A 12,873-nucleotide genomic window follows, 5' to 3' on the forward strand; every position below is an offset into this window, starting at 1 on the left:
TATAACCTGTAAATGGAACACCCAAATCACCCTTCAATCTGGTGAATGTCAGTAGGAATCGGCTTTGCTGATCAACGTGCCCGTCACCCAAACCTCTTTCGCCTGATCGAATTCCGCCGCGATAAGGATCAGATAGCGCGCGCTATCTTGCCTCAGCCAGCGCGTAGCAAGCACGTCGACCGGCGTCCTTGCCTCCGCGGCCGGCATCGTCAGGTTCATCGTCGGGCCGCGAAAACCGAAGCGAGTACAGCAGATGGCCAGCGCCGCGCCCGCATTGGCGTTGATGAACGCTGCCGGCGACACGCGGCCGCTGCGCTTGAGGTCGGACCTCACGCGCAACGCTGTGGCTCTCGGGTAGGCGCTGCCGGACTGGATCATGCCAACGTGGTCCCGATGGGCTTCCAGCCGGGCACCGTGCGCGCGATACAGCCGTGCGACACATTCGAGCACGGGCCATACCATCGGATCGGCATTTCTGACGCCGCCGCGCACCTCGGAATTCAGTTGCTCGTACGCAGTGCCGTGCACTTCACAGATGTCGACGATGTCGTAGCGACGCTCTCGCAGAAAAGTCCCGTTCATCACGCTCCGACTCCCTCAAAAACCAGACTGGTGTTGAAGCCGCCAAAGCCGATTGTGAGGCTTAGCCCATAGACGGCGTGGATGGACCGGGGACGCGCCACTGGCATCGGCAAGGTAAAACCCTCTATCGGCTCTTCCAGTTCGTATATGGGGGGTGTCACCTGCTCCTGCAGCGCGAGAATCAGCGCGATTGCCTCAAGTGCACCGGTCGCTCCGAGCGTATGACCGAACGAGCCTTTGGTCGCAAAGATCGTCGGCTGGGACGCGCCGAACAACGTCAGGTATGCGGCGCTCTCGATCCGGTCGTTGGTCAGGGTTCCCGAACCGTGCGCGTTCACGACACCGATATCCGCGTGCCTCAGCCCCGCGTCTTTCAGCGAGCGCTCGATGGCGAGCCGGATGCCGTTGCCGTCCTTGTCGGGTGCGGTCAAGCCGGCTGCATCGTTGGACGAACCCGCACCGCGCAGGACTGCGAGCGGCGGGACCGCACGCTCACCGCCGCGTTCGAGCACCAGGAAGCCGACGCCTTCGCCGAGGATCGTGCCGTCGTGACGGCGATCGAAGCTGCGCAGCGTGGTCGGCGACATGGTGCCGAGCGCGGTATGCGCGAGGCGTTTGGAGTCGGCGAGCACGTCGGCGCCGCCGCAAATGCAGCGGTCGGCCACGCCGGCCCGGATCAGCTCCGCTCCTAGCAGAAGCGCATCCGATCCCGACGAGCAGGCCGTCGACAGCGCAACCGACGCGAGGCCGAACCCGTCGGCGATCTCCTGCACCCAGCGATCAAGGGGCTCAGCAGCCGCAAGTGCATCGTCAAGCCGCGCACCGAAGCTCGTGCCTACCACCAGCACCGTGCGCGCCGCATGATGGGACAGATCCAGTTGCGCATGCGCGGCAGCGGCGGCAACGGTTTGCCGGGTCAACCGCTCGAGCGTATCGCGTGTGTCGCGCGTGTCGACGCGCTCAGCCAGCACGATCGCTGCCGCCCGGTCGTTTTTCAGCGTATGCGGCGAGGCGAGCGTGGCAATGCCGGTCTCGCCGTCGAGCAGCCGCTGCCATACGCCGGATAACGTGTGGCCCAGTGCTGTGTGCCAGGCCATTCCCGTGATCACAATGTCGCTCATGACGCGTCATCCTGCGCCGGCGTGCAGGCAAGGTTCCAGTCGTTGCGCGGCGCGGCTCCGGCACACTCCGCGGGCCCATAGACGCGCAGATAGTCGTCAGGCTTGTCGGCGTCGAGCGGGTTCGGATAGAAACTGTCGTGGATCGACTCCCCCGCCGGCGAAATCGTTCGTGCGAACGGCTCGCGTTGCAGCCAGTTGTCACTCACCAGAAAGCGCGCTTGCACGTCCGCATTGTCGAACCCGGGGAGTTCGTCCGGCCGCACGAATTTCCGGCGAGATTTGTCAAACACCTGCCGGTACGCTGATGAATCGAAGTAGCGAATCCGCCCGTCGCTCACGAGCGCGTTCACGGAGTGCCACGGCTGCGGCAGATACAGGTAATTGACGAAGATTTTGCGGATCGCATAGACCGGTTTCCCAAGCAACGCGCTAACCAGCGTACCCGCCACATCGCTCATTTCCGTGCAGAAACACGGCAGGCGCGGTGTGCCAGGCTCGACAAACGCGCGCAGATAGTCGCCGAGAGAAATCGACGGAATCACCTCGTCGCGGTAGTGCGCATAGACCGCGTCATGCTCCGCCCATTCCTCGCGGGGGTAGGTCAGGCGGACAAGATTCGCCGGCCAGGTGCGAAAGACTTCCGACTCCTGGGTGATATGACACATATGCACAGGAATGAGCCGCACCACGTCCTCGATGCTCTTCAGACCATGCTTTGCGATGATCGCGCGGGTTAACTCGGCAATGTCTTTGTTCACGGTGCGCATCCTCATTTATAAAATTCGTACTGCTGCCTGTTCACGGGCGTGAGCGTCAAGGTGCTCGGGCGTTCGATATGCTTTAAGCCTTTCATGATCTCCGCCTTCATCGCATCGGCTTCAGCGGGCCCCACCAGCAGGTCGTCCACCGTGACCTCGAGAAAATATCCATTGACGGTATCGGCATGGCGGATCGATCGGGTCCTGCAGGTCAGCACGCCCGGTAGCGCACGACAGAACTGCTTGATCGCGGCCAGGTTGACCTTCTCGTCGTTCAGCACAATGAAGTCGGATCTGCGGTGCTTGAAGAAGAGATAGCCGTCTTCGTCGATTTCAAAGATGTCTCCCGTTTTCAGCCATGTGTGCCCGTCCATTTCGACCAATGGGTTTTGGGCGTTTCGGCCAATCTTGCGCCGCAGAAGCGTGTCTGAATGAACCAGCAGTTCGCCCTCGCGCGCAGCTCCGTCCACCTCGAGCAGGCGCACCAGGGTTCCCTGCATTGGACGGCCGACGGACGCCAGCCGCCTCGCGTCCGATTCGTGAGCCCGCCCGGTGGATACACGTGGCCCCGCTTCGGTGACGCCGTAGGTCAGGTACAGTTCCTTGCCGGGGTAGCGCTGGACGAAAGCCGCAGCATGCTCCGGTGCGAGAAAGTCGCCGCCCACGGTGAGCGCACGGACGCTCGCCGGAAGTTCGGTGGATGCATGCGCAAGCAGCGTGCGCATCAGGACCGGCGTCACGGAGCTGACTGTCACGCGATGGCACGCGAGATCCGCGATGTAACGCGACCCGATGAACGGCGGCCCACTGATGACGAGCCGCGCACCGCACTCAATGCTGGCGATCGCCTGGGCGACAAGCGCGAACGAATAATAGAGCGGCAGGTTGACCAGAACCGTGTCCGCCGCACACAGGCCGATATCGGCTGCGTGTTTGCGTGCATTCGCCCTGAGCGAATCGATCGAGTGCACGCAGCCGCTACTGAAGTCCGACGACGTGCCCGAGGTAGTCAGGACCACTTCGCCCGGTTCGGTGACCGGTCTCGTGCCCGCGCGGAAAAAGCCGATCTCGACACCCGCGTGCCGGTTGACTGCGTCAATACGCAACTCCCTGCGCAATTCCTCCCCCAGGCGTGGCTTGACCACAGCCATGGCGTGAAAGTCTTCGGCCATCTGACTCAGGCGAAGGACGGGCGTAGTCGGCGACAGCATGGCCGGGACATAGCCGGCTTCCACAAGCGCGAAGAAAAGCCGCAGCAGATTCCTGCCGTTAGGCATGCAAACCAGCACCACGGCGCCCTCCGGCAGCGCATGGGCCCGCAGTCCGGCTAGCAACGGTTCGAGTGCTACCTCCTCGCCTCCCGGCAAGGCAACGCTGGATGTTTCGGTAATCAGGTGATCAACGTCAGCGATATGCATAAGGATCTCTCTTGTTGAGCAACGTGCCCGCATGGGGACTAGCGGGCCGCCAACTTCGTAAGCAGGAATCCGGACAGCACATCGCAATTCAGAAAGTTGTCGGGCACAAAATCGCTCTCGTCGATCTTGATTCCGAATTCCTCCTCGCACTGATAGCGAAGTTCGATGAAGCCAATCGAGTCGATCCCGACCACGGACAGGAAGCCGTCGGTGAGGCCGATCCGGTCAGGGGAAATGTCCACGTCAAGCCGTGTTGCAACGATATGGCGAAGACGCTCGACGATCTCTTGTCTGCTTGCGTTCATTAATTACCTTCAGGAAAGGAGTGCTGGTTTAAAGGTCACGCAGCCGGCTTGCGCTGCGGGTCCGCCAGCGGTTGATTTCCCGCACGCATGTGATAGCGCACGAGCGGTGTGGTCATTGCAGTCGTAACGAGAGCAAACAGGACCAGCATCGTGTAGACCTTGGGCGGCAAAATGCCCAACTGCAGGCCGATCGAGAGCACGATGAGCTCCATGAGGCCTCTCGCGTTCATCAGCGAGCCAAGGAATGCGGCATCGCCCGAGCGCAGTCCGCAGATTCGCGCGGCGAGATACGAGCCACCGAACTTGCCGGCGAATCCCGCCCCGAGGAAGACGCACAGCCATAGCCAGGCGCTGGCCCCATCAATTGACGAGATGGAGGTGTGCAAACCCGCGTAGGAGAAAAAGACCGGCATCAGGACGGTACGGATGAAGCCGCCAAACCATTTGTCCCATTGCTCGCGAACGGCCGGGATGCCGCGCAGGAGCATCCCCGGAAGCAGCGCGCCGAATGCACTGTGAAAACCCAGGCTGGCAGTGATGCCGGCGGAGATCAGGACATGGCACGTGACGATGGTGAACACGGCGCGCATGTCGTCGCGCTGCGCCGCCCGTATCAACATGGGCCGAACCGCGTAGCGTGTGACGAGCACGCATCCGATCGAATACAGCCCGATCCCGCCAAGGGCCAAGGCAAGCCCGAGTGCGCCATTACGTGGATGCGCAATCGACGCGACCACGGCCAGCAGCACCCAACCCGCGACATCGGTCAGCATGGCAGCCGAGAGCGCCGTCCTGGCCAGTGGATTCCTGTCGAGGCCAAGATCGATCACAATGCGCGCCATGACTGGAACGGCGGAGACCCCCAGCGCGACGCCGCAAAAGAGAACATAGGGCACACCCGGCACACCTGAAGCCAGCGCATCCTTCGAGCCGATCGCCACGAGCACGCCAAGAACAAACGGCATGACGAGTCCAAGCGCCGCGATCAGTCCCGGCAAGCGCAATCCGGCGCCAGCACGCCTGTCCGGAGGCTGAATGTGCATGCCGATCTCGAACATGAGCAGGACAATGCCCACTTCGCCGAGCTGGGACATGCTGGACGCCGAACTCGCGGGGAAGATAACGTCGTGGATACCCGGGTGGAGCACCCCGAGGACCGAAGGGCCAAGCAGGATGCCTGCCGTGATTTCGCCCACTACACGGCATTGACCGATGCGCTCAGCCACATGACCGCACGCATGACACGCCAGGATAACGATTGCTAACTGGAGAAGAAACATTGGAATTTCCGCCGTGGACCCGAAGGCAAAAAATAGCGCGAACGCTCAGGGCCAGATAGCTCCAGGAAATGAGAGGGGTGCAGTCCCGCGCCCGGTTCGCCTCCGCTGCCGCAGCGCTTACCCGATGAGCCCGAGTACGGCCGCTTTCGCCGCTGCGTGCGTCTTGTTGACGGCGCCGAGCTTGCGCGTGGCGTTCGTCAGGTGAAAGATGCAGGTCGACTCGGCGATGCCCAGAATCACCCCGATTTCCGCGGCGGTTTTTCCTTCCGCAGTCCAGCCCATCACCTCGCGCTCGCGCGGCGACAGGTGAGGCATGCTGCCCGCGAACATGGTTGGCAACAGCCTCGCGCCGAGGCTCGCATGGGCGAAGTGGGCAAGCCAGGTCATCGGATACTCCGTGACGGCCAGTTCATCCGGGTAGATGGGCGAGGAATTGCGGGCCAGCGTGAACCAGGTGACGGCGCTGAAGCGGTCGCGCAGCGAAATCGACCATCCATACCGGATGCCGTGTGCTTTGGCGTCGTCCCAATACTGCCGCTCCGATGAGGGAGCTTCAGCCGTCCATATCAGCGGGACCGATGACACCTTGCAATGACGGAGGATGGGATCGATCTCGACATAGCCAGGCGTCCGGTAGCGGGACTGCCATGACGGTGGATAGTTACCGCGAACCTCGGTGGCCGGGCGCGTCACTGGAATCGGCAGGCGAATGCCGAACATCCAGAAGTCGAAACTCAATGCCTTGGCACTGCTGGTAATTTCCCCGTACAGCTCTTCGTCGGAACTGTGATGGTCGGCCATCCGTTGCAGCTGTTCCTGGTACCACTCGCGCATGTCAATCCTCTCCGGAAACAAGAAACTCGGAGAGAGCGCGGCAGCCGCGGCGGGCCGGATTAGTGAAAGGAAGAGGCGCGATGAAACAATAAAAATGGCTTGCGCAAGAAATGCCCGAACAGCGTCGATAGCTGGACCGGAATCAATCCCGGAGATTGAGGGTGAACGGGATTGCGCAGATCGGGAGAACGCCGACTTCAGCCATGCGGATTCCCTTCCTTACTTGCGTAAGGTTTGAAATCCAGCATCGCTTCGCCCGGTTACCGCACCTCCGCGCAAACACAAACCGGTGACCGGAGCAACGCAAGTCGTGACACACCCTTCCCCGTAATTGGCCTGGCCTATCCGCTTATAAAGTTGCCGCTTATTAAGTCGATTATGAAAGCGCGAACGCGCTATGGTTGTGCGGCTTGTACAAGTATGGGCGCCCGGCTTGTCCGAGCATAGCGTGCCGGAGCTAATTGCGCTTTGAAGCCGCTGCTGCCACACCGGCAGCTTGATGTCCGGTGACCGCTTCACCGCTTCGCTGCGCAGCAAGGTGATGAATGAGCGTAATCGCGAGGCCAAGCGCCGCCAGTACGAGGCTCACCATGCATACCATGTCCCATCCATAACTCACGAAGACCAGCGGTCCGAGGACCGAGCCGAGCGCGCCCGCTGCGTAATAGCAAAACATATATACGCTATATATGCGACTGCGTGCGTTGGCGTCAATTGCCAGTAGCCGGGTCTGATTGGCCACCTGCGCGGAAAAGCAGCCGACATCGAATAACACCAGGCCAATTGCCGTTCCTGCTATTGATGAGCGAGCAACGAACAAGGTGACCACGCCGGCAAGCAGCAGCGTGAAGCCGCATGCGATGACCGGCCGGTACCCAAACCGGTCAGCCGCACGCCCCGCGACACGCGTTGCAAACAGGCCGAGCGCGCCAGCAAAGCCGAACATACCCGCCTGAGCGGCGTTCAGATTAAGCGGAGCCTTTGCGACCGCCAATACGAGCGTGACCCAGATCATGCTGAAAACGAAGAACCAGCACGCTCCCACGGCTACGCCCTCTCGCAGCAGGCGATACCGGAATAACACCGAAGGCAGTGATCTGAGCAAGCCTAAGTAGCTCTGTTCGACGCGTGGCGTCTCTTTGGGCAACAGGCGACGTGTCAGGCAGGCCAGCAGAAAGGACGCAAGGCCGAACAACAGGAGCATGATCCGCCAGTTCAGCTCCTGCGATATGAGCCCACCGACGAAGCGGCTCAACAGGACGCCCGCGGACACCCCCGTTCCAACCGTACCAACCGCGCGGCCACGTGACTGCGGCTGCGATGTGCGAAACGCGACCGCCGCGAGGTGAACGGCATTGGTTGCCATCGCACCGATCACACAGCCCGCGATGGCCAGCAGAGGCAGGGTTGGCGCATACCCCGCCGCCGCCAACGCCAGTGCCAGCACCGCGAATTGCAACGAAACAATTCGCGCCGCGGACACCTTGTCGCCAAACGGCACCAGCAGGACGATACCCGCCATGTACCCCGCCTGCATGCTGCCGGCCACGAGACCCATTGCGGTCAGCGGCACATGGAAAGTCTGCGCGACGGCGGGAAGTGCAGGCAGGAGCGCGTAATTGTTCGAGATCGCCACACCCGCGGCAATCGCGATAAACACCGTCAGCCACCCATGCGGCGTATCTCGCCCTTGCTCATCACTCCCGCGCGCAACGCGACTCATGACAGGTTCGAAGCCGCGGCGCTTTTGACTGCAGTGATTTCGATCTCGATGAGGATCTTCGGATCGACGAACGGCAGCACGTGCAGCAGCGTCAGCGCCGGGCGAACGTCGCCGAACACCTCGCCATGAGCGCGCCCCGCCTCCTTCCATTGACTGACATCCGTCACGTACAGACGGCTGCGCACGACGTCCTTATACGCGAACCCGGCGTCGGCCAGCACGCTGCCGAGTTTCTCGAGAATGGTTTTGGTCTGCGTGTACAGGTCGTCACCGACGATTGAACCATCCGGCCCGCTCGACGCCGTGGCCGACACGTAGAGCGTGTTGCCCGACTGAATGGCACGCGAATACCCGACCGTCGTTTCCCAGCTCGAACCCGACGAATAGCGCTTGTTCATACTGCACTCCTTGTGGTGAGTCCTAAATAAACGGCTACACTACCGAGGTAGTGAATATCTACACTACTGAGGTAGTGTACTGTATCGGAATGACATGTGCTAGTCTCGCGCCATATGACCACACAGATTCCTGCCGACCTGATATCCGCGCTGATCCGTCTCGGCTTTTCACAATACGAAGCGCAAGCCTACTGTGCGCTCCTGCAGCGTTCACCGATGAATGGTCACGAGGTTGGCAAGCTTTCCAGCGTGCCGCCGTCGAAGATTTACGAAACCCTTCAACGCCTGGACGCCAAGGGCGCGGTTCTCATGCATCGGTCGGAACCGGTCCGCTATGCAGCGGTTCCTTACGCAGAGGTGCTGGCCCGGTTGCGGGACCGCTTTGAGGACGACCTCGCCATCGTGAACGATGGACTGTCGACGCTGCCCGCGGCCCGCGAGCCCGGTCTCGTCTGGTCGCTGCGCGACAGCCGCGCAATCATCACCGCATTCCTGACCACCATAGATAGCGCCCAGCAAACCCTGTTCGCGGCCATCTGGGACGAGGAAATGGAACCGCTGCGCGGCGCGATCGAAGCGGCCTCCGCACGTGGCGTGGATGTCCATGTGGCGATCTACGGCAAGGCGAGCCTGAGCGGCCCCCGCTGTTACGACCTGCGCGAATGCGGTGAAAGTGCCCGGAACCGTCTCGAGGGCCGCCGCCTTTCGGTCGCCGTCGCGGACGAACAGGACGCGATTACCGCGGAATTCGGGCCGTCGGCCAATGAAGAAGCCGTACTCACCAACAATCCGGTAATCAGCCTGCTCGCGATCGAGTACGTCAAGGCTGACGTCATGGGGCGAATCCTGATCAACTCGATGGGTCAGGCCGCCTATGAAAAAGCGCTCCATGGCGATGTGATGCAGGCGCTCCTCGCGGCCAAAACCGTCCTGTTACCGAGACTGAAAAGCAAAGCCACCGCAGCCGCGAGCGGAGTCAAACGACGAAGCCGGGCCGGCACATCAGGAAGCGGGACAGATCAGGGCTAGAACGCCTCGCTCGATCGCGCCCCAAAACACGCAGACCTTTTGTTGGGTGACAGGCACAAGATCTGTCGCCCTGGTGCCTCATTCCACACGCGTTCTCGCCCAAGTGTCTGAAAAATGAGATATGCATCTAGCAAAAGACTGCGGATAGCTCTACACTACCGAGGTAGGGTATTGATTCCCTACCTCGGTAGTGAAGTTCAGCAGTTAAGTTGTTCAAGGTTGGCCACAAAAAAAAACCGACCCGCTAGGGGTCGGTGAAAAGATCCTGGCCAATTCCGAGGGCCGGGCCAGAATCTGAGAGCTAGATATAAGTATCGCATTATAAGAATGTCGTGTGCGGGCAAATCGCTCGCACACGCGAATTTACGCGCCGCGGAACGGCGGTTGCTGGCGGGATGCGAGTGCCGTTCTCTCATCGCCGCCATGCAGTTTCGCGGCTAGCGTAGATATTCGCACGCGAGAATCCAATCGCTCCAATATCTGAACAATAATCACACCAATCTTCCCGCGCCATTTGCTGATTGACGGCGTCATGTCTGATTTTTCGATTTAACAATTCAGCAGCGCTTCTTGCAATCACGCTTTCCCGCAATGGCGATCTCCGGCGCGAGCGATTAATCTGCAGCGCCCGGTACAGTCCATAACCAAAGTACCGATCCGGCAATCATGGCTTTTGGTCCATATGCATCGGGGGGAGCGACGCTCATAGTTCGGCAGTCGGAACGCAGCATTCCCGGCGATTTCAACTCAACCGAAGGAGCGTCATCATGGTAACCCGTGCAGCACTTCCCGCCGACCTCAAGGAAGTCGTCCGTCAAATGGTCGACCGTCATAACTCAGGCCGGGCTTATCCGGGTCTGAATTACGGCGTCTATGCAAACGAAGGGGGTCACGGTTCCGTCCGCTTGCCGACGGCCAAAAAAAATCAGCAGTACTACGAAGGCCGTGTAGGTGAAGATCAGGCCGGCCAACCCGGTGTTTACCGCATCGTCATGCTGTTCGACGACAACACCAATCAGATACTTGCGGGTTACTACACGCGCGATCACTATTTCAGCTTTGTGCAGTTTCAGTGATGCCGCGGACAACTGACGGGTGATTGCGCAGTCGTTGCACCGGCAGGCCAACTGCGGCGCCGGTGCTTTTGATTACCGGGCCGACGTATGCCCGAAACTCGTCGACAGTGCGTCGATCTGACGCTGCGTGAAACGCGCCAGCGCACGCCAGGTGATGCGTGTGAGCCAGATGCAAAGCAGCAGGCCGAGCAGCCCGATCGGCAAGGCGACAAAGGCGTAGCGCAGGGCAATGGATTCAAGCGATTTACCGCCGAGCCCTGAGATATGGATATGATCGTTGCCGTCGTCGACCGCAATCTCATCGTTGCCGATCGATACATGGCTGTTGTCGCTGTTGTCGTGCACGCTCAGATGTTGCGTATCGCCGTTTGCGTCCTGCACGAAGCTCACACGACTGCCGTCCTTGCCGGCGATGCTCCACCTCAGTTCCTGCTTATGCTCGCCGCTGCGGGCCAGCGAGAGCCGGCCGTCCACCGTGTCGCGGAAATCGAGTGCGTTCACCACGTCGCGGTCGATGCTGAAGCTGCCGTCGGCGTTTTGCGTCAGCAGTTTGCGTGCGGCGGCGTCCGGTATTTCCATCACGAAATGGCCCTGCGCGCTGCGCTTGAGCTCGATCGGCCCGGCATTGGTGACAAGATCGACCCGGGCACCGTTGTTCAGACGCAAGACGAAGCGCTTGTCGAGTACTTGCAACCCGGAGAAACCGGTGTGTAGATCTCCGACCAGGTCGGCTTTCGTTTTCGCATCGCTGCCGGGTTTCAGGTTCAAATCTGTACCGAGCAGATGATGACTACCGAGCGCGATCACTGCGACCAGCCCGGCCACGGTTAGCGCGCCGGATACGATATAACCGGCTGTCAACATCAGCAGATACAGCAGGAACGGTCCGAGCAGAAACAGTTGCAGCAGGCCAAGCCCGGCGACCGATGCAACCACGCGCATCAGGTTGCCGAACGAGCGTTGGGCTTCCCACTGCTTGTAGCTGGCTTGAGCCTTGAGTTCACGGGCAAGCTTGGCCGGGTCACCCAGCGCGGCGATCACCTCCTCCTCGTGGCGGCCGGCTGCCAGCGCATCGCCGATATATTCACGGTAATCCGCCACGATCTCATCGATCGCCGCCTTTGGCAGACCACCGAGTTCCTGCCGCAGCGTATCAATGAATACGTCCTGCTTCATGGGTTTTCCCCTTTGCTCTGTTGCTTGCCTTGTTGCCCCAGCACGCCGTTGACTTCATCAACGAAGCTGCGCCATTCCCCTTCCATTTCCAGCAGGCTGCGGCGACCCGGGCCCGTGAGCGAGTAATACTTGCGCGGCGGTCCCGACGGCGACTCCACAAGGTAAGTGGAGACCCACGCTTCAGCCTGAAGCCGCCGCATCAACGGGTAAATGGTGCCTTCGCTGATTTCCATGGTGGCCGACAGCGTCGACACGAGTTCATAGGCGTAGCTGTCCCCGCGGGCCAGCACCGCAAGAACACACATGTCGAGCGTGCCTTTCTTGAGTTGGGTCTTCATCGCGTCTCAGAACATATCCGGCACGTTGCTAGCTACTGTGTTATGCATGATATCTGGGCACAATAAGGCCCTGCCGAGTGCCAAGGCCGGACTTTATCAGCCTGTACCGTTTTATGCAAAGTACGGGTTTTGGCAAGTATGAATCGCTAATACAAAAGAGGACAAAAAAGGCGGTGCACGAGGCACCGCCTGAAAAGGAACTGTCGGTGGAGATTTCGGCCGGATCGCACGGTGAAGTGCGGATCGGTCCGTCGTCCCCGTCACCGGGTTCCCCTGCAATGACGCCTGGGAACCCGGATCACAGCATGCGACTTATTTCGACGCTGCCAGTGAAGTCTGCGGCGTCACCGGTCCCGGACCCTGCTTGAGCCAGCCGTGCGACTTCACCACGTACGCCTTGCCGTCCTTCATGCCGCGCTCCGTGTAGAAGTACTCGTGCGTCTGGCCCACGTTGAACGTGTCCCAGTTGATCACGGTGCGTTGCGTGCCCTGGTTGATGGTCATCGTGTTGGCGTTCTGCGAGATGCTCGCCTGGCCCGCCGCAACCTGGCCGTTGGTCGGCAGGCTCTGCGCGAAGCTCACCGTCGCGCCGGTAGCCATCAGCGCTGCGGCCAGCGCCTTCATGATCGAAACAACACCCAACTCAACGTCGGCTGCGGCCACGCCTGCGCCGCCACCCTCACCCGGGTGCTTGCCCTGACTCGTTGCAGTTTCTTCAACTGCGACCAGCATGCCCAGGCGCTTGCTGAATACCCGGCGAAATCGATTCTTGTTCATGGTTCAGGAAATTTAAAAGAAAAAAGTGCGGCGCTCAGGCAAGCGCTGCTCGACACGC

14 protein-coding genes are annotated in these 12,873 nt (G+C 60.7%); 2 read left to right on the forward strand and 12 right to left on the reverse strand.

Translation table 11 applies throughout. The features are described from left to right. Positions 1-48: 48 nt before the first annotated feature. The 9 genes from FFS45_RS03305 to FFS45_RS03345 all read right to left on the reverse strand — a co-directional run bounded on the left by FFS45_RS03305 (position 49) and on the right by FFS45_RS03345 (position 8,419). The gene (locus FFS45_RS03305) at positions 49-582 is read right to left on the reverse strand and encodes a hypothetical protein (protein WP_137953271.1); all 534 of its coding nucleotides are present in this window, start codon (positions 580-582) and stop codon (positions 49-51) included. After that, complete coding sequence (locus FFS45_RS03310) at positions 582-1,703, reverse strand: beta-ketoacyl synthase N-terminal-like domain-containing protein (RefSeq protein ID WP_137953272.1); 1,122 nt, start codon at positions 1,701-1,703, stop codon at positions 582-584. Before FFS45_RS03310 ends, FFS45_RS03305 begins: the two co-directional genes overlap by 1 nt. Further along, on the reverse strand, positions 1,700-2,461 hold the full coding sequence (locus FFS45_RS03315; protein ID WP_212745687.1) for a hypothetical protein: 762 nt from the start codon (positions 2,459-2,461) through the stop codon (positions 1,700-1,702). The genes FFS45_RS03310 and FFS45_RS03315 overlap by 4 nt, the downstream gene beginning before the upstream one ends. Positions 2,462-2,472: 11 nt before the next feature. Beyond that, on the reverse strand, positions 2,473-3,879 hold the full coding sequence (locus FFS45_RS03320; protein ID WP_137953273.1) for a class I adenylate-forming enzyme family protein: 1,407 nt from the start codon (positions 3,877-3,879) through the stop codon (positions 2,473-2,475). A 38-nt stretch (positions 3,880-3,917) separates the two neighbouring features. Then, positions 3,918-4,184: a phosphopantetheine-binding protein gene (locus FFS45_RS03325; protein ID WP_137953274.1), complete on the reverse strand. Its 267-nt coding sequence runs from the start codon at positions 4,182-4,184 to the stop codon at positions 3,918-3,920. 35 nt (positions 4,185-4,219) lie between these two features. Continuing rightward, positions 4,220-5,464: a cation:proton antiporter gene (locus tag FFS45_RS03330; RefSeq protein ID WP_249362575.1), complete on the reverse strand. Its 1,245-nt coding sequence runs from the start codon at positions 5,462-5,464 to the stop codon at positions 4,220-4,222. A 117-nt stretch (positions 5,465-5,581) separates the two neighbouring features. After that, on the reverse strand, positions 5,582-6,298 hold the full coding sequence (locus tag FFS45_RS03335) for an autoinducer binding domain-containing protein (RefSeq protein WP_137953276.1): 717 nt from the start codon (positions 6,296-6,298) through the stop codon (positions 5,582-5,584). 457 nt (positions 6,299-6,755) lie between these two features. Continuing rightward, positions 6,756-8,021, reverse strand: a complete 1,266-nt coding sequence (locus FFS45_RS03340; protein ID WP_137953277.1) for an MFS transporter — start codon at positions 8,019-8,021, stop codon at positions 6,756-6,758. After that, entirely contained in the window at positions 8,018-8,419 is a 402-nt protein-coding gene (locus tag FFS45_RS03345; protein WP_137953278.1) for a RidA family protein, read from the reverse strand. The genes FFS45_RS03340 and FFS45_RS03345 overlap by 4 nt, the downstream gene beginning before the upstream one ends. A gap of 114 nt (positions 8,420-8,533) precedes the next feature. On the opposite strand from FFS45_RS03345, the gene FFS45_RS03350 reads away from it, so the two are divergent. Both FFS45_RS03350 and FFS45_RS03355 read left to right on the forward strand, forming a co-directional pair. Beyond that, the gene (locus tag FFS45_RS03350; RefSeq protein ID WP_137953456.1) at positions 8,534-9,448 is read left to right on the forward strand and encodes a helix-turn-helix domain-containing protein; all 915 of its coding nucleotides are present in this window, start codon (positions 8,534-8,536) and stop codon (positions 9,446-9,448) included. A gap of 767 nt (positions 9,449-10,215) precedes the next feature. Further along, positions 10,216-10,524, forward strand: coding sequence for a ribonuclease domain-containing protein (locus FFS45_RS03355; RefSeq protein WP_137953279.1), 309 nt, complete (start codon positions 10,216-10,218; stop codon positions 10,522-10,524). 72 nt (positions 10,525-10,596) lie between these two features. Here FFS45_RS03355 and FFS45_RS03360 read toward each other — a convergent pair whose 3' ends face one another. The 3 genes from FFS45_RS03360 to FFS45_RS03370 all read right to left on the reverse strand — a co-directional run bounded on the left by FFS45_RS03360 (position 10,597) and on the right by FFS45_RS03370 (position 12,815). Continuing rightward, a complete protein-coding gene (locus tag FFS45_RS03360) occupies positions 10,597-11,700 on the reverse strand; it encodes a DUF1700 domain-containing protein (protein WP_137953280.1) in 1,104 nt (367 codons plus the stop codon). Then, entirely contained in the window at positions 11,697-12,038 is a 342-nt protein-coding gene (locus tag FFS45_RS03365) for a PadR family transcriptional regulator (protein ID WP_137953281.1), read from the reverse strand. The genes FFS45_RS03360 and FFS45_RS03365 overlap by 4 nt, the downstream gene beginning before the upstream one ends. Before the next feature lie 312 nt (positions 12,039-12,350). Then, positions 12,351-12,815: an ESPR-type extended signal peptide-containing protein gene (locus FFS45_RS03370; RefSeq protein ID WP_137953282.1), complete on the reverse strand. Its 465-nt coding sequence runs from the start codon at positions 12,813-12,815 to the stop codon at positions 12,351-12,353. Between the last annotated feature and the right edge of the window lie 58 nt (positions 12,816-12,873).

It is taken from the genome of Burkholderia sp. 4M9327F10, from assembly GCF_005503145.1.
GTDB lineage: Bacteria > Pseudomonadota > Gammaproteobacteria > Burkholderiales > Burkholderiaceae > Paraburkholderia.